We start from the raw sequence: 18010 nt of genomic DNA on the forward strand, positions 1-18010 counted from the left end.
GGTCTGACGCTACCCCGCCGGCCTTTTCCTCAGGTCAGTTTCTTTTGGCCATTAACAATGCCAGTCGTCAAGCCGAATGAGCTTCGTTGTCTTGACAGCATTTACCTTGTTGAAGACATCCGCATTGGAGTTAAGACAATGGCCATCAACTAGAAGAAGCACCGTTTCCCATCGCAGATCATCGCCCATCCTTATACTAAATGAGGGGATGTGGTTACCAAGCTTGACGGACGGCAAATCCGGTTTGACGTGATAACACCGACGCAAAATTGCAGGGGTGCTATGGAAATGCACTATGAAATACCATCGACAATGATCTGCATTTTGCCACTGACTACAGGACTCAATGCGAGCGTCAGTGCCGTAAACATTTGCCAGCATCGCAGGAGTTACAACGACTTGCGGCATTCCATAGGCATGAAGTGTACCTTCTTTCAGAACGGCAATCACATCTGCATAGCGTAAAGCGGGCGGAACATCATGCAGAACCGCCACCACAATCGCGCCTCTCAGACGCGCCAGCCGCGCGGCGGATTGCATCACAAATACCTGATACTTAAGATCAAGTGCACTGGTCGGCTCATCCAGCAAAAGCACCTCAGCCGACACCATCAGCAAAGACCGCAGAACGCGGTTGCGCAAGCTCAGACGTTACCCAGAGCTGCGCAAGTTTGTCATTGAACAATTGGAAGCACACTGGTCACCAGAACAGATCTGCGGCCGACTGATTAGCCATGGTCTGAGCGCGATACGTCTATGCGCAGAAACGATCTATCGCTTCATTTACTCAAAGGAAGAATATGGGTTAAAGCTGTATGAGCATCTGGCCGAGATGCGCACAAAGCGCTGCCCACGCGGCACCAGAAGATCGCGCAGCTCCCGCATTCCAGAAGCGTTTCGCATTCATCAACGTCCTGATTTTATTGGCAATCGTCTGCAATTCGGCAATTGGGAGGGTGATTTGATCATCTTTGATCGTGACCTCGGAGAAGCCAATGTCATGACACTTGTTGAACGCAAAAGTCGTTACTGCGTCATCATTAAAAACAGCAGTCGGCACTCAAAGCCTATCATCAACAAAATCATTCAGGCCTTTGCAGCGCTGCCTTATCATGCACGCCGCAGTTTTACCTTTGATCGTGGTTCCGAGTTTATGGGTTATAGGGCTTTGGAGGATGGAATGGGGGCAAGAAGCTGGTTTTGTGATCCAAATTCACCCTGGCAAAAAGGCACTATTGAGAACATCAACAAGCGCATCCGACGGTATTTACCTAGCAATACGGATCTGGCGCAGGTCAGCCAGGCTCAGTTGACTGCCCTCGCCCACAATCTCAATGCAACGCTGCGCAAGTGTCTTGGATTTAAGACGCCAGCCGAGGTCTTTACTACCCTTTTGCAGGAACCAGCATAATCAGATAGCTTTACCAACGGCATGATGCACTTGGAGTAGCTTTTCCACCCCCTATAACGCATTGGAATTTATACGCCTTGAGATGGAAATTAGCACTCAAACGGGAAGTTAAACTGCTCACAGAATGCATAGATAATTTGCGTACAGAACGTGATGACTGGCAAGGTCAAGCAGCTGTCGTTAAGATCATTTCTGATCTACGGCCCAAATCCTTCTGGTCCATCTTCAAGCGTTCATAACTCAATGCATCTTGATGCCTGTGCGATTGTCGATGGTCGGTGAGCGACCAGGATACGGCTGATCCTTAAAGCTGAAACAGCGGCATTAATTCGGTTTTCGTTCGTTTCATCAAGAGCACTTGTGGCTTCGTCAAGGAATAAGATTGAAGGTCGTCTGTAGAGAGCGCGTGCCAGGAATAACCGCTGTTTCTGGCCACCGGAAAGCGAACTCCCCATATCGCCAATAAGTGAATCGTAGCGCATGGGCATGGACATGATTTCATCACGCATCGCAACTATTTGGGCGCATTCCTCGATCCATGCCTGATCGGCGTCAGGATCAAAACAGGAAATATTTTCCGCTATGGTACCTGCAAACAGCTGATCATCCTGTAATACCGTAGCGATCTGCCTTCTGTAGTTCACAAGGCCCGTTTGCCTGATATCTGAAACGCCCAGAATAATACGCCCTTCGCTTGGTTCAATCAGGCCAGCCATAATTTTGAGCAACGTGGTTTTACCACAACCAGATGCGCCCGTGATAGCGACGCACTCGCCAGGCTCAATGACAAGGTTGATCCCGGTGAGAATCTTCGGCATGCCTTCACCATAAGTGTAATGAATATTCTCAGCTCGCAGATGTTGAGAATGGTCAGAAGGCTTTTGTCCGATTGTTAAAGTTTGAGTTGCCGTGGTCTCTGGTGGCGTCAGCGCAATATCGGCAATTCGCTCAGTATGAAGCGTTAACATTTTCAGATTGATTGCCAGATCAATCAATGCTCCGACGCGGCCAACAAACTGATCCTTGTACGCCAGGAAAGCGATCAGCATGCCAATCGTCATAGCTCCGTCCATAACTGCGGAGGATCCGAGTATCAGCATAACGATGCCATCGGCCGCTACAAGGAAAGTGCCAAGAATACCGAACAGCATGTCGAGTTTCTTGATACGCAGGTCAGCATTGATCGCATTAACGAGATGCGTGAGCCATGCTCCTCTGCGGCGATCATGCAGATCCATTGTTTTAATACTGGCAACACCTCTAATGGTTTCTATGAAGTGGGAATCCTCTTTCGCGCTTTGAATAATTGCAGCTTCACTGGCTTCGCGGTACGGACGATAAGCGACGACACGTATAGCTAAATGTAAGAACAGGGTAATGAATGCGATCGCTGCTAGCCAGCCGCCATAGAGCACCATCATAATGAGTGCTCCTATCGTCATGATGCCATCGAGTACCGCACTCACAAGGTCAGTCGTTAAGGCTGACTGGATACTGCCGAGCGATCCAAAGCGGGATACTACATCTCCCACATGACGCTTTTCAAAATAAGAAAGTGGCAAGCGCAACAGATGGTCGAACAAAGCTGTCGTCCATTGTACACTAAGATTGGTGCCCATTATAAGCACGGCCCATGTCCGAGCTAGGCCAAAAACAAGCTGAAGAAAGGTGAGGACGGCCATGCCGATCGCGATCAATGTTAGAAGATTGCGATCTGACGCCACGATCACTTCATCGAAAATGATTTGCGATGCAACAGGTGTAAGCAGTGCTATCGCTTCCAGGCAGAGTGAGAGCACGAATATCTGGATTAGTCCGCGTTTCAGCCCGGTAACACGACGGAACAGATCGATAAGGCCTATGCGTTCCTTCTCGACCTTTCGTTCAAAACCTTTCAATGGCCAAAGTTCGAGGGCGATTCCGGTAAAGCACTCGGACAATTCCTTCATTGGAATGAAACGGCGACCTCTTGCCGGATCATGAACATAGGCGCCTTTTCCGGTAACCTGTTCAAGCACCACATAATGACGCAGTTCCCAATGCAAAATACAGGGTGTCTGAAGCTTCGAAAGATCATCCAGTTCAATCCGCACCGGACGTGTGGCCAAGAACAGACCACTTGCGATACGGGATATATCGAGAAGCGACAGACCTTTGGCCGAAACGGCAAACCGGCGTCTTAACCTGCTCAGATCCGTCTCATGGCCGTAGAAGCCTGCCACCATGGCCAGACATGCCAACCCGCATTCTGCGACTTCTGTCTGCAAGACAACAGGTAACTGACGTTTGAATGAGAGGGAAAAGTTTAGTCTGCTCGTCATGGATTATTTACCGCCTGATCAGGAGCACGACCACTCAAACTGTATAGCGGTTCAAGTATCCATTCGTAGAGAATTCGCGTATCGAGTAGCAGATCAGCTTCAACGCTCATCCCTGCTCTAAGTTGTTCAGCCTGTCCGTAGGCCATAACGTTTGGACTATCTGGCTGAACCGTAATGCGATATTGCGCCTGTGACGGCCTGAGCTGAGCTGCCAGCGCATCGGCGTTGGCTTCTCCCTGCCGCAAGGTAACGCGCGAAACCTTTGTAACCCTGCCACCATATTGACCGAACTTCTGAAAGGGGAAGGCAGTATAGCGCAACAATACACGTGCATTTTCCCGGATAAAGCCAATTGCCTTACTGTCGGCAAGCAGATGAACTTCCATCTCCTCGCCGATAGGCAAAATCGAAACGAGCGGCGCACCGGCAGCCACTAACTGTCCAGAATGCGCAAGAATTGCTGCAATCGTGCCGTCGGCTGGTGCTGTAATCACGATGGCCCGGCGCGCTTCTGACTGAGCCAGTTGTTCTTTGAGCGTGGCAATTCGCTGGCGCATTTCGCCAAGAACGATTGCAGCTGAAGCATCAAACCCATCCAGCTTAAAGTGAACGTCTGCGGTTACACCTTCAAGCTGGACACGCTGCCTGCGGAGGTTTTCGAGCTCCTGCCGGTTTTGCATATAGCTTTGTTCAGTGGCTTCAAAAGTGCGTTCAAGCGTAATGCCTTTATCTGCCAATTCTCGGTATTTGACAGCGCGGGGTTTTAACACGGCGATATATGTTTCGTTTTGTTTTATCTGTGCATCAACACGCTCAATCTCACGTGTAACGGAACGCAAACGTTCACCCAGAGCACGCTTCTCAACCTCATCGAGTAGAACGCGCTGCCTCATAGCTTCACGAAGTTCATCTATACGGCTTTGAAGCTGCTCCTTGACGACACTCTCGGTCTCACCTAGGCCCGTGGTTGCATCAGTAACAATGAGAAATAATGGGTCGCCAGTCTTTACAACGCCGGCCTCAGTCGCATGAACTTGCACCAAACGTCCGGTTTGCGGCGTAAAGACATGCAGCACGCCCGCACTTGGCACGACCGCTCCATATACCCTAACACGGCGGGTATATTCTCCGAGTATTAAAACAGCCAAAATGAGCGATATGACAACGATTCCTATCACAGTCGCAAGCTGAACTGAAATGGGTTGGATCAGCCGTGGGCTGCCCAGCCACGCACTACGCTGCGCAGCAATAGATTCAGTACGGAAAAGAAAACTTTGACTGCCTTTTCTAATTTTCATCGAAAAAATATTTCAAACTAAACATCATATTGATATAGTGTATTCTGCTTTAGAGAAAATCTAATAACGAATCTATATCTTGCTTCTCAACAAAAACCGTATTGTTAACAGGGCAATCTCAGTACCAAAAAAAGATAAAGACATTATAACCCATGTCTTTATGCTGTATAAATCTGCAAAGATAGTGAATGTAGAAAATATAGCCAAGAACAACAAAGTGCTTAGAATACTGTAAATCTTTCCATGCGGCCTAAAAAAATATATCATAATATAATTAATATATTCTCTCATATCCAAAACTCCCTAACCTTTTTCATAATTTAAATTTATAAAGTAAATTGGATGAGAGGTCCGATCATCTGACCTCTCATCGAGTTTGTCCTCAGTTATCTGCTACCCCATCTAGAACCGCTGGCTGCAGCTCGTCCTGCTGCGTTCTGAGCATCGTGCAGCGTTCTATCAATCGCTTTGTTCGTGCCCCTTACAAACGCGTTTTCGACTAAGTGCCCGGTCACAGCTCCTTGTGCTGAGCCCAGGGTTTTTCCTCCTGCAGCGCCAAATGGTCCAGCCACCCTTCCACCAAGGAATCCGCCTATTGCTCCACCTATTGCTCCACCTATTTTAGCACCCCAACCAGAATTTGAAGGACGATTACTATTACCGCTACCGCCCGAAGAGCTGTTAGAACCACTGGCGCCGCCACGACCACCACCATAATTAGCATCACTTCGTCCCGGAGAGTCCAGGCCCTTACCGCCTGATACGGCCATCATTTCTTCTTCTGTCAGTAAACGCATATAGTTCTCCCAAAATTGAGCTCTGGAAGAGTGATACATTGAAGAATGTGTAAGCTAGTTACATACGGTAACATGAATGTTACGTTATTAAGGTTATTAGATGTTCGGTCCCGACATTTGATGGATCGGTTTGAGTGTGAAACGTTCCGGTGGATTTGAACCGCAGGGCGTGCGGATAAAAACTTGGACTATCATGGGGGTGGTTCATGTATTCCTACGAAGATCGGATGCAAGCCGTTGCGCTTTACATCAAGCTGGGCAAGCGCCCGAAAGCGACTATTCGCCAGCTGGGTTATCCAAGCAAGAATGCTTTGAAGGGATGATACCTGGAATATGAGCACCATCTTGATCTGCGTTTTGGATTTGTGCCCCGAGCCTTAAAATTTATACTGGCCTGAATCGGCTCTTGAGCACTGCATGGTAGTTATGTTTCTGAAACGATGCACGCGTTGGGGCTATCCCGGGCGTGCGACGTTGACAGCATGGGTTCGTGAGGCGGTTCCCGAAACTAGCAAAGCTGTTACCGGAAGAACTGACGTCCGCGATATCCAGACGCGTTGAAGAAGGCTGGCGTCGTCGGACTTTATAACCGGCAAGAAAGCGCGCGCGCGTTGACTGAAAAGCTCGGCGTATGCAGGCCGACACTGTATAACTGGAAAAACGGTGCTGTAACATTGATTATTCATCAATATGATTGCGGTATTTTCTGTTCATGAATGAGCAAACCCCGACGTACAAAAACCATCGCTTTCCCATCTCAATCGTAGCGCCTGCAGTCTGGCTGTGTTTCGGCTGGAGCATTCAGCGCGGCGTTTACGCTGGCAGATCGTGATTGGCACGGGCCTTGATAAAAGGGTCATTTGGCAGCTTACAGTCACAGACTAGGGCGACCAGTTTATTTGGCTGACGAAGCACGAAGCACGATGTAAGCCTCTTCAGCCAGAAAATTACTCATAATCATATCCCCCCACGCCCGAAATCTCCCCCTCCCCGTCATCTCCCGCAAGCTGATTTCTTCGACAAGGCAAAGGGCGGCGCGGGGTGTGATGTCGAGTTCCGCGGCGATGAGGCCGTCGAAACCAATGGCCTCGCCAGCACCAGCTCAGCAGATCCGGCAGATTTGAGGACGCGCGGCGTCTCGTCAGGCGCCGCACAAGTATCTGCCGCGCCTGCAACAGCCGGTCATGTTCTTAGAAACCGAGCTCTATCTCGGCAATAAGACCTTCGAGACAGGCAAGTAGCCGGGTTTCAAAATTGCGATGCCGCCGTCGTTCGACACGGACAGCTTTCACGCCGGTGTTGAAGACCAGCACATGCGCTTGGCTTGTCAGCCCTTCGCGCCGCAACAGGGACGCCGCCAGTAAACGACCTAACCACGGCTCACGCTGCAACACTGCGAACTCATTCCAGGTATCGAGCGCCAGGATTGCTTGCAAGACCGGCGGCAAATTGCTAATCGAACGCAACACGGTTCGCCATTCGTTGAGGCGTTCCTCCTCATCCCAATCGAGATCGCGGATCAGCGGGTCTGTCTCCGGCTTCGGCAACCGCTGTGGCTGTTTCGCTTTGGCCAGAACGTCTTCGGAGCGTGTTAGCACCGCGTCAATGGCGTCGAGATCGATGCCGGGCAGATCAAGCCCGTCATCCAGACGATTTTGCTTCCCCTCCCCGCCCCGGTCCTGCCAGTCGACCGCCGCATCGGACACCGCCATACTTTCGCTGCCCGCGAGGATGCCACTACCAAGCGATGTAGCAGGCCACGCCTGCCGAAGATTGCGCAAACCGTTTGGGCTTAACGCCCGGTCCGGGCCTGCGCGACAATGCGCCGTCGCGTCTGCGGCACATCCCGGGCAATGGTCAGCACGTGACCGGGAGAGCGGATGTCGCGCGCTGCGTCATGCAGGATTAGATCTTCTATTTCAACCAGGTCGCCGTCGTTCCACCGCGACGCGCCGGCATCGGCAGAATGAAACCGTTCGATCAGAGCTTGACCGACTGGCGAATGGGCAAGCCGCTCATCCAGACGCGCCAAAGCTTCGCTGGCGCGGTACGTGGGGCAAATCCGGTAGGATGTTTCTGATTTAGAGTTGGAGTCAAGAACAGACCTTCTTCAATCTCGACAGCTACATGTGGCTTCAGTTTCAGATTGCAGTCAAGATTCTCCATGGCTGTCCTTCGCCGTCGGCGAAGAGGTTGATATAACTTGAACCAATTCGAACTGGCGACGCGCAATTCAACGGACCGAACGCATTGATCTCCGACTAGAATCTTGCCGCACAGTGTCGGCGGAAAATGTAGCTGCCTGTGACTTAGCCTAACTCTTTCGGCGGACCCTGACACTCCGCTCGCCCGAGCTCCCGCAAACTCTCCTATTTCCATTGCTCGAAAAATGCAATATGTTCTCTTTTTGTTCCATTTGGTTTGATGATCTAGTCCGGACCATCAGTTTACGATTCATTGAGGAGAATCAGGTTGATGTCAGGGAAAGGCTGCGATCGAAAACCCCTCTCGGCGCTCCCGCTGAGCTCTGTCTCGTTAACTCACCTTGCGAGAGTGACTATCGTGTTTGACAATTTCACAACTCCTACCGATGCCCCTAGCCAGGGGTCGGACGATAGTCGACACATAGTGGCTGTGCAGCCGCCCCAGCGGAAAATCATTCACATCGATATGGACGCCTTCTATGCGTCCGTTGAACAGCGGGACAATCCCAACCTGCGTGGCAAGCCCGTAGCGGTCGGCCATGGAGAAGCACGTGGTGTGGTGGCTGCCGCGAGCTACGAGGCGCGCAAATTCGGTGTTCATTCGGCGATGCCGTCTGTGACTGCAATACGCAAATGCCCAGACCTTATCTTTGTGAAGCCTCGTTTCGATATGTACAAAACGGTCTCAAACCAAATTCGGGAGATCTTTGCCGAATACACGTCGCTCATCGAGCCGCTTTCGCTCGACGAGGCTTACCTCGATGTAACCGAAAACCACAAGGGTATCGACATCGCGACAACAATCGCCGAGGAAATCCGTGCCAAGATCAAGGAGGTGACCCGTCTGACAGCCTCTGCCGGCGTCAGCTACAATAAGTTCCTGGCAAAGATGGCAAGCGATCAACGAAAACCCGATGGCCTGTTCGTGATTACGCCAAAAAACGGTCCGGGGTTTGTCGAAGTGCTGCCAGTGAATAAATTTCACGGCGTCGGGCCTGCCACGGCCGAACGAATGAGGCAACTTGGGATTGCGACTGGCCTTGACCTAAGATCAAAATCACGTGCTTTCCTGCAGCAACATTTTGGCAAAGGCGGTCCCTATTTCTACGGGATTGCCCGCGGGATCGATGGTCGCGAGGTTCGGGCTGACCGAGAGCGAAAGTCGGTTGGTGCCGAAGATACGTTCATGGAAGACATAGATCGGATAGACTTCGCGCGTGGTGAGCTCCCCCCACTGATCGAGAAAGTGTGGCGCCATTGCAGGGCGCACAGACTGAGCGGCAAGACGGTGACACTGAAGGTCAAATATTCTGATTTTGAGCAAGTAACTCGCAGCCGTACCGTGAACGCACCGGTCTCGTCCGGCGAAGACATCCTCGAAATTGCCAATCAGCTGTTGACGTCCGTCGCCCCGTTCAGAAAGCCTGTGCGGCTTCTCGGGGTAACGCTTTCTTCTCTCACACCACTTGACAGAGTGGCGAAGGGTCAGCTGCTGCTGGAACTGTAGGGCGCGCTCACCTAGGGAATGTCCGCGTAAGATCGAGCTACTTCCGGACCTAGCGCAAGGCAGCCGGCAGGCTCCGGCACTCAACAATGCGCTCACCCAAGAGCTCTACCACCCAATCATGGAGACGCTCAGGAACAGCCATGCGAGCACCCTTCAGTCCCCTGAAGAGAGCATCGGCGATACCCTCGGAACCGAGGGCGGCGAACACCTCATCGGAACGCAGGATGTCGGCAGTTGCCATGAGTTCAAGGCCCGGGAAGCGCTCGCCGGAGATCTTGATTGCCTTGCGTTCGTCGAATACGGCAGTTCGGTTCAACGAAACAGCGACCGCAAGCGTGGCGGCCTCACCGTCGTCAAGCGTCATTTCTGCCGGTCCACTCACGAGGCTTTCGAACAACTGCTCAGCCTCTTCATCAAACGCCAGGAACTCCAGCAACCCTTCCTGAACGAGGCGCTGGGCCAACTCGCCATCGTTCCTTCCATTGATGCGATCAAGTATGAGTTCATCGCGTACGACATCACTGGCGCATAAGGTGACGCCATATGCACGGATAATCTCAGTGGCATTGGCCGTGGCGTTGAGATTGATGATGACACTGGTGTCAACGACAATCGCAGCATGCGACCTAGCGGAGGATTGAGGTTGCCGCATTGGCCCCGCTTTCCTCGGCGTCGATGTCACTCAAAATATCGCGAACCTGGATGCGGTCGAGATGCAGGAGGCGTGAGATCTGCCCTTCACTGAGAATGCCGCGCTTGGCGGCTTGGTACGCCATCAGACTCGTTTTGAGTGAGACGGGCAAAGCGGCCTCGTCCTTAAGGCGATCGCTTTTTCCGGCGTCACCCAATACCTGGCGAGCTTGGTCATCGGTAATATTGCCATTAGCCAGGAACCAGTCCCATGTCCCTTTCTTCGTGAGCTTCAGCTCCTCAAGCCGGCGAACGATCGCCTCCCGGGATACATGGAATATGTGCGCGAGCACGATGACGTGCCTGCGAGTAAGGCTCGTCGAGCCAGCAGTAACTTCGGCGAACTTTAGTCGCACCGCCTGAGCCGGGGTCAGAAAGCCCCGCGCGAATGCATTGGCATATTTTTCTTCGCGGGAATTTTCCAACTCGTCGAGTTCAGACACTTCCGCGTCCGTTCGCGTCGCCACCAAATGCCCTAGCTCGTGAGCGGCCGTCTGCGTCCTTCGATCAAGAGGGTGATTTGCATTCAATAGGATGCATGCCCCGACCTTTTCATCAAAGGCGAACAGACCCGAGATCTTTGCCGCAAGCTTGCGAGCATAGACTCGGACACCCATCTGCATTTCGAGCAGCGAAACAATATCGGCCACCGGCGCCAGTCCCAGACCTAGCCAGTGACGAAGTTCCAATGCGTGCTGCTCAGCCTGCTCCCGCACGTCACCGGACAGGATGCGGCGCTCGGGCGGAAGATTGCGAGTATGTTCGACGCCGAGCAAATTCTCGAGTTCGACCTCGGCACGGACAAGCTGCGCCATCAGCTCGGCAGCTTCTGCAACCGGTTTTTCCTCATTTTCGGCGAGCTTGCGGAATTTTGGGACAAGTTCAATGTGAACCGATTCTTTCCGCATAATTGCGTTTGCGGTCGTCCCGTAGAGCCGCGCGAGCTGCTGCATTTCACCGATCTTGACGCGGCGTTGGCCTTTTTCCATTGCAACCAGCGTGGTTCTGGCAACGCCGATTGCTTCGGCTGCATCCGCCTGCGTTTTAGCGGCGCTCTCGCGGGCGCGCCGAAGCCGCTCGCCGAGCTCGTCCTGCGTCAGTTGGTCAATGACCTCACTCATTGCGGTCAGGCCAGCCACTGCGCTACAAACGACATGGGTCCAAGATCCTTCATAAAAGCCTTCCATTCCAATTCATGCTGTTGGAGCAACCCGTGGAGGTCGTCCTCGGCTTCCGCCGGCGTCATTCCAAGTTCTTGAGACAAAAACCAAGCGTGCCGGGCCACGCGTTTCCGGTGTACAGGTGAAGAGCGCAAATCTGCCAGATGATCAAGATGCAAAGTGCCAGCGATCGCATAATGTTCCATGGCTCCGGTAATCTTGTTGAAGCCAGGAGCAGCACCTTGCGCAAACTCACCGGCACGCAGATCTTCCCAGATATAGTTCTCCTTTGGCTCTTCCAAACCGGCGGCATGAAAACTGAGCCGACGCAACATGCATGCGGCACAGATCCCGCACTGCCTTCGCTTGCCATCAACAGATGAGTTTCGGTTCTGCTGCCAACACGACCGCGTTCTTACCCATTCATCGGGATTGACCGGCAGGGCGGCAAATTCACCCAGCGTCTGCCCCTTCGTCTTCCAAAGTCGAGGGAGGCGATAGCTGACCTGATAATTGAAAATTGCCGCTACAAGACGCTCCATTCTGCCGAAGAAGAGTGGATGATTGCGGTAGTCCTCATAACCGTGACTGGTTTGCACAAGCGACGGGCCAAGCGCGCCTTGCCCGCTCTCCGGCATGACAATGTCGTGCGTACCGAGGAGATAGGCAGCAATCCCGCTGAGAAGCGTGAATTTGAAACCGCGGCTGCGGACAGTGGATTCGGCAAAAGGGCAGTCTCCTGATTTGACCTTGAAAGGAATCGTAAGGAACGGCGCCTTTCGATGTTCAGTGAGGGGGCGATCATCTGTTTTTGCACCGACACGGACACGGATCAGCCGATCGGAGCGCCCGCCTGCCGTCATCATCGCGGTGACGGCGCGCGAGTCCAAACCATCACTGAATGGCGTCACGACCTTGGACAGGTCACCGAATTCAAGCCTGCTTTGCCGGCCGATATCTTCAATGGGCGATCGGCGCTTATAAAAGGAAATCCGCCACTCATCTCCCGTCAGGAATTTAAGCGCTGACATGAGCGCGGATCCTACCTGCGGCGTTTCCCAGTGGTCGACGTCATGAACCGGCAAGTGAAGTTCAATTTCACGCATCCAGCCCCAAGCCGGGCGTTTGCAGCTTTTGTCGCAAAACTCGACAGCCGCGATCAGGACCATGACGTCATAGATGCGGTTGTCCCAGTTCTTGGTCCGATAGTCATCAAGATCTTCCATCGTAAAAACGATCGTGCTGTCGATTTCGATCGTCTGCCACGATGGCATCGAACCTGCACCTTGCTCAACCACAGCGACACGGATCCGCGGGCACTCTCCCTGAAGAACTTTCAAAACGGCACTCCTTCCTCAAGGCTGTCGCGCACAACAGGAGCGTGGGAGACAGCAGCCGTCTTGTCTCCGCTCACCGAGCGAGCGATGCGAGAAAACGAGCCGTTTGCATCCATGGCATTCATGGTCTCGTTCATTCGCTCGCGGATATTGAGCGACGCACGCCGGCCCGCTTCGACAAGGTAGTGTTCCTCGGTCGTCCGCGCGTTTGCTGCAAGACGCTCTCGTAGAGCGGTATCGACGCCTTCCTGGACGGCCGCTCTCCCCTGCAGCCCCTGTTGACAAGCCATTACCGTGCATTCGATGGCGCTGGCCGCTAAAGGCGAAAGGCTTGGTTCGTCGCGCAACGCTCGAAGCTGCTCCTGAACAAAACCAGGAAGTCGCGTCAGCAAGTCTTCACCGTCGGCAATCCTGATGATGCGCGCAACGACAGGCGCGAGTTCGGTGCGCGCGTCGCGAAGAATTGCCGCCTCTGCCGCTTCGCAGACCTGCTCGACCGGAAAGGCAGGCTTGTAGGCCCACTCTGCAAGTCTCTTGTACTTCGGTCGCAAGGGCAAACTTTTATGGGGACCGTCGCTCATTCGAATCTCCTAATGTCAGATAGGTTGATATTTTTTATCTGACATGTCAACATTCATCTTATCGGCGAGTCGTCGACGCCGGATCAACCGACCAAAGAGCGAGTTCCATGAAAGACAAATACACCAACTTCGCCGCCCTGGCAGATGCGGAACCCGGTGCCTTTTCGATTACGGCTCTGGATCGAGGCAGCACCGCGTGCGTCATTGCTCCGCATGGCGGCAAAATCGAACCCGGCACGTCCGAACTTGCCCGAGCTGTGGCTTCTGACACCTGGAGCCTCTACCTGTTCGAAGGCCGCAAAAATTCGGGAAACCGGGATCTGCACATTACGTCTACAAACTTTGACGAGCCGAGAGGTGATGCCCTCGTCCGTAAAAGTGAGGTTGCGATTGCATTCCATGGCTGTTCCGGAGAAGGAGAAACCATCTTTTTGGGCGGACGACATCAGCAGCTGATCGAGAAGATGGCTAAGAATCTTTTGGACATCGGCTTTGCGGTAGCCCGTCACAACGATCTAGATCTGCAAGGCATCAACATTGCCAACATCTGCAATCGCGGCCAATCCGGGATGGGGGTTCAGTTCGAAATGACAATTGCACTTAGAGACAGGCTGAAAATTCCGGAGCGCAACAGCGAACGCCCCAATCTTTCAGACTTTGTCGATGCAATCCGGTGGGCCTTCTAAGCGCGGTTCAAGCTTATGCTGGGAGGAACCGAAAGCGAATGTTCATCTATGCCGATGAAACGAAAACTGGGCAGAAACATAGACCCCAAGGCGTTTCTTGTCAGAAATGACTCTCGAATTGTGAGGTCATGCTGAAGCGCGACTTTTGCCGTTTGTGCTTACGCATAACGATGTCTGTTTGCGATTAATTTTTGCCGAAAGACTTCTGCAGGCGTTTTGTACCCCAAACATTTGCGCGGCGTATTGTTGAGCCGATGACAGATGAATGCGAGGTCTCGATCACTGAGGGTGAGCGGATCAAGGTCTCGGGGAAGCCAGCGTCTTGTGCGCCTATTGGTGTTCTCAACAGTGCCTTTCTGCCAAGGTGACTGCGGATCACAGAACCATGTTTGAGACCCTATCCCATTCTGCAGATACGACCATTCTGTAAACTCAGTACCACGATCAAACGTGATTGATCGGCGGGCCATTTGGGGCAGGGGTTGGAGTACCCTAATCACCCCATCCATCACCGGCCGTGACTGCCGATCATTGTTGCGCAACAAAACCGTAAAGCGGCTCACCCGCTCGACCAGAGACGTCACATTGGCTTTGCCGAACCTCTTGCGAAACTGGATGAGGTCGCACTCCCAATGACCGAACTGCTTGCGCCTGGCAACCATGTCTGGACGATAAAGGATGCTCAGTTCGGGTGGAAAGCGGCGTCCATGATGACGCCGGGCATGACGTGGGCGGCGTCGGGCACGACGTTCCGGCAGATATTTCCAAAGCTCTTCTTTTCGACCGTCGGTGGAATACACAAACTGATAGATTGTTTCGTGACTGACAGAGATGGGATGTTGCTCCAACCGCATTCTCCCAGCAATCTGTTGCGGCGACCATCCATCGCTGATGTGATCGATCACGGACTGCCGTAGCTCATCATACCGAATGAGCTTGCGTTGCTTCGAACGCCGCTCGCGGCATTTCTGGTCAGCAATCGTACAGTAATAGCCGTTTAAATCCTTAATCTCATCATCGTTAAACTGATTGCGTTTCAGTTCACGAAAAATCGTCTAGCGATGCCTTCCAAGCTTCTCAGCAATAACGTCAACGGAAAGCTTTGCAGCGCGCCAGCGTGCTATTCTGCGACGTTCATCCAAATCAATATGCGAATAGGTACGGTCCATGACAGGTTCCTTGCATTGGATAACTCATTGTTATCATTCGCAAGTCGCACTTCAAACTAGAACCCACCAATAGGCATATCCCGATCGCATAACAATTGCTGTCTCCATTCCATTGATACACCTTTGGCGCGGAGTTGATTCGCAATAGCGACTTGTCTGGGGAGTATAACTTGGCCTTTAAACTTGGAGGGACATCAAGCGTATCGCTCGAAACGCCCGAACGCATGTTCCTTGATTTCAGCGACCGTGCCTTCAAAGGGTTGCTAACGCATCAGGGTCATGTCCTTGCTCAATATCAGACGACCGCAATGTCCCAAGCGGACGTCGCCATTAAACTTCCAACCGGAAGTGGCAAGACCCTTGTCGGAACGCTTATTGCCGAGTGGCGGCGGCGGAGTCGCGCAGAACGGGTGGTCTATATTTGCCCGACAAAGCAACTCGTACACCAAGTGGTCGAGGAAGCCCGTTCCAAATATGGCATGCGAGATTCGATTGCCGGGTTTGTCGGGAAGAAGGCGGATTTTGATCCCTCAGACAAAGGCAGATATCAATCTGGAGAGGTCATCGCGGTTACGACATACGGCGGATTCTTCAATGCCAGCACATTTTTCGACGAGCCGAACTGCCTGATTTTCGACGATGCGCATTCCGCCGAAAACTATATGGCCCAACATTGGACCTTGGACATTGACCGGAACACGCATCCTGCCTTGTTTAGCGCGTGCGCCAATGTCTTAGCCCAGATCCTTTCGCCCTTCGACGCCAAGCGAATGCGCGATGCCACCCAAAACCTTTGGGACGCGACCTGGGTCGACATGCTCCCTTTCGTTTTGTTTTCATCGATCGAGCAGCAGTTTATTGCGGTTATTGACGAACACGTCGCCCACAATGATTTACGATGGCGCTGGGGCGAAATCCGAAATCATCTTAATGCGTGCAGACTATACATCAGCGCAAACGAGATCAGCATTAGGCCGTTGGTGCCGCCGACGCTCCGCTACAAGCCCTTTGCAGCCGCTACCCAACGGATCTATATGTCTGCCACGTTGGGATCCGGCGGAGATCTCGAACGCGTAACGGGCGTTCCTCGCATCCATCGCCTTAGTGTATCGGATGACTACAACGCTCTGGGCGTTGGTCGTCGCTTTTTTATCATGCCTGGCCGGTCGCTAGGTGCTGACGAGCAGCACATGCTTCAGTGTGCCGCGATCGACGAGGCAAAACGAGCGGTTGTCTTGGTCCCTGACCTCAGGACAGCCAGAACCGTCGAGAGTGATATCGCTCAGACTGTTCAGATTCCGATATTCTCAGCGACACAAATCGAGGAGACAAAGACGCCGTTCTTGCATTCAGAGCGAGCTGTAGCACTGCTCGCTAACAGATACGACGGGATGGATTTTCCCGATGATCAATGCCGCCTGCTCATCATGCGCGGACTTCCAAGTGCGGCAAACCTACAGGAAAAATTCCTGGTAACGCGCATGGGCGCACGCGCCCTGCTGGCAGATCGAATTAGAACACGGTTCGTCCAAGCGGTTGGACGCTGTACGAGATCGGCGACAGATTACTCAGCAGTGATTCTTCTTGGGGAGGATTTACAGACCTATGTGAGCAAGCGCGAGACGAGGGTGGCGCTACATCCTGAGCTGCAGGCAGAAATCACATTCGGGCTGGAACAATCGGGGACTACCCAAGACATGATCGAGAACCTCAAGCTGTTCTATGCTCGAGGGCCAGAATGGAGAGCTGCGGACAACGAGATCCGTCGGCTCCGCGGTGAGTCAATCCAAGTTGAGCTGCCCATGCTTGACCAGCTCCGCGAGGCCTCATTTCATGAAGTGGGCTATCAATACGCGCTTTGGGATGGAGATCACCAAGGCGCGCTGGCGAAAGCACGCCAAGTGCTTACTGTTTTGCAAGACGCAGGGTTGAAGGGATACCGCGCGTTTTGGAACTATCTCGCAGGCGACTCCGCCAGTCGATTGGCAAGTGAGGGCGTTTCGGGCCAGGACGGGATAGCTCGAGACTACTACTCAGCGTCATCGAAGGCCACGACCGGCATTCATTGGCTTCGACAAATCGCGGGGCTACGGCCCGATGAGGTTTCCGAGGCAAAGCCGGGGGCGACTGCGGCTGCACTCATAGAGCGGCTCGAACAACGGCTCGACGAGCTTGGAACACGGCATGATGAAAAATTCGCGAAGGTAGAGCGCGCCATAATAGAAGGGCTTGGCAAGGATGAGGCGTCGGCATTCGAAAACGCGCAAAAGGAACTTGGCGATCTCCTAGGGTTCGCGGCGGGAAAAATCGAAACCGCAGGCTCTCCAGATCCCTGGTGGCTGGCCGACGACGATTTCGCCATCGTTTTTGAAGATTATACGGAGGCACTCAAAACGTCACTTTTGTCTGTCAATAAGGCCCGGCAAGTCGCCTCTCATCCGATTTGGCTACGAAGCCACCTTGGACTAGCCAACAGTACGCACATCATACCCGTGCTAGTAAGTGGGATTAATGGTGCCGACAGAGATGCCGCAATCCACCTGCAGGAGGTGGCATTCTGGCCGGTAGATCAGTTTCGCAACTGGGCATTGAATGCACTGGCGGTCGTGCGCAGATTGCGGACGACCTTCCCCGGTCCAGGCGATATGTTCTGGCGCGAAGACGCCATGTCTGCCTATGCCATAGCGTCCATCGATCCTTCCAGCCTTCGGACGATGCTGAAACCGCTACGTGGAGCAGAACGCTTCGTGCCATAGCCGCGCATCGGTGAAGCGTCAGACAAGGCGAGCGCTATGGATTTAACCGGAGTGAACGCCTTGAGAGCATTCGAAGCAGCCGCCATGGCCGCA

Annotated in this window: 10 protein-coding genes and 4 pseudogenes; 5 read left to right on the forward strand and 9 right to left on the reverse strand. The window is 53.0% G+C overall.

Going from position 1 to position 18010, the window contains the following annotated elements:
* Window positions 1–51 precede the first annotated feature (51 nt).
* Complete coding sequence (locus QBD00_RS12420) at window positions 52–612, reverse strand: ABC transporter ATP-binding protein (protein ID WP_318579642.1); 561 nt, start codon at window positions 610–612, stop codon at window positions 52–54.
* On the opposite strand from QBD00_RS12420, the pseudogene QBD00_RS12425 reads away from it, so the two are divergent.
* Window positions 593–1411, forward strand: a pseudogene (locus QBD00_RS12425) (IS30 family transposase); the annotation flags it as partial. The gene QBD00_RS12420 and the pseudogene QBD00_RS12425 overlap by 20 nt on opposite strands.
* A gap of 233 nt (window positions 1412–1644) precedes the next feature.
* Here QBD00_RS12425 and QBD00_RS12430 read toward each other — a convergent pair.
* Both QBD00_RS12430 and QBD00_RS12435 read right to left on the reverse strand, forming a co-directional pair.
* On the reverse strand, window positions 1645–3732 hold the full coding sequence (locus QBD00_RS12430; RefSeq protein ID WP_318579643.1) for a peptidase domain-containing ABC transporter: 2088 nt from the start codon (window positions 3730–3732) through the stop codon (window positions 1645–1647).
* A complete protein-coding gene (locus QBD00_RS12435) occupies window positions 3729–4823 on the reverse strand; it encodes an HlyD family secretion protein (RefSeq protein ID WP_318579644.1) in 1095 nt (364 codons plus the stop codon). Before QBD00_RS12435 ends, QBD00_RS12430 begins: the two co-directional genes overlap by 4 nt.
* 1210 nt (window positions 4824–6033) lie before the next feature.
* On the opposite strand from QBD00_RS12435, the pseudogene QBD00_RS12440 reads away from it, so the two are divergent.
* A pseudogene (locus QBD00_RS12440) lies at window positions 6034–6489 on the forward strand (IS3 family transposase); the annotation flags it as partial.
* A 302-nt stretch (window positions 6490–6791) separates the two neighbouring features.
* Here the strand turns inward: QBD00_RS12440 and QBD00_RS23625 are convergent.
* Window positions 6792–7889 (reverse strand): annotated as a pseudogene (locus QBD00_RS23625) (RHE_PE00001 family protein); the annotation flags it as partial.
* Between the two features lie 572 nt (window positions 7890–8461).
* Here QBD00_RS23625 and dinB point away from each other — a divergent pair.
* A complete protein-coding gene (dinB, locus tag QBD00_RS12460) occupies window positions 8462–9538 on the forward strand; it encodes a DNA polymerase IV (protein ID WP_412535021.1) in 1077 nt (358 codons plus the stop codon).
* 49 nt (window positions 9539–9587) lie between these two features.
* Here the strand turns inward: dinB and QBD00_RS12465 are convergent, their stop codons facing one another.
* From QBD00_RS12465 to QBD00_RS12480, 4 genes are read right to left on the reverse strand one after another with little or no spacing between them, the layout of a single operon-like run.
* Complete coding sequence (locus QBD00_RS12465) at window positions 9588–10190, reverse strand: hypothetical protein (RefSeq protein ID WP_318579647.1); 603 nt, start codon at window positions 10188–10190, stop codon at window positions 9588–9590.
* A complete protein-coding gene (locus QBD00_RS12470) occupies window positions 10165–11349 on the reverse strand; it encodes an XRE family transcriptional regulator (protein WP_318579648.1) in 1185 nt (394 codons plus the stop codon). The genes QBD00_RS12465 and QBD00_RS12470 overlap by 26 nt, the downstream gene beginning before the upstream one ends.
* 5 nt (window positions 11350–11354) lie before the next feature.
* Entirely contained in the window at window positions 11355–12728 is a 1374-nt protein-coding gene (locus QBD00_RS12475) for a 7-cyano-7-deazaguanine synthase (RefSeq protein ID WP_318579649.1), read from the reverse strand.
* Window positions 12725–13306, reverse strand: coding sequence for a hypothetical protein (locus tag QBD00_RS12480; protein ID WP_318579650.1), 582 nt, complete (start codon window positions 13304–13306; stop codon window positions 12725–12727). Before QBD00_RS12480 ends, QBD00_RS12475 begins: the two co-directional genes overlap by 4 nt.
* 107 nt (window positions 13307–13413) lie before the next feature.
* Between QBD00_RS12480 and QBD00_RS12485 the strand changes: the two genes are divergently transcribed.
* Window positions 13414–13992, forward strand: a complete 579-nt coding sequence (locus tag QBD00_RS12485) for a poly-gamma-glutamate hydrolase family protein (RefSeq protein WP_318579651.1) — start codon at window positions 13414–13416, stop codon at window positions 13990–13992.
* Between the two features lie 158 nt (window positions 13993–14150).
* Here the strand turns inward: QBD00_RS12485 and QBD00_RS12490 are convergent.
* Window positions 14151–15161 (reverse strand): annotated as a pseudogene (locus QBD00_RS12490) (IS30 family transposase).
* A gap of 170 nt (window positions 15162–15331) precedes the next feature.
* On the opposite strand from QBD00_RS12490, the gene QBD00_RS12495 reads away from it, so the two are divergent.
* Window positions 15332–17917 carry a DEAD/DEAH box helicase gene (locus QBD00_RS12495; RefSeq protein ID WP_318579652.1) on the forward strand — a complete coding sequence of 862 codons (2586 nt, stop codon included), beginning with the start codon at window positions 15332–15334 and terminating at the stop codon, window positions 17915–17917.
* Window positions 17918–18010: the final 93 nt, after the last annotated feature.

Origin of the sequence: Ochrobactrum sp. AN78, assembly GCF_029909885.1 — a bacterium.
GTDB lineage: Bacteria > Pseudomonadota > Alphaproteobacteria > Rhizobiales > Rhizobiaceae > Brucella > Brucella quorumnocens.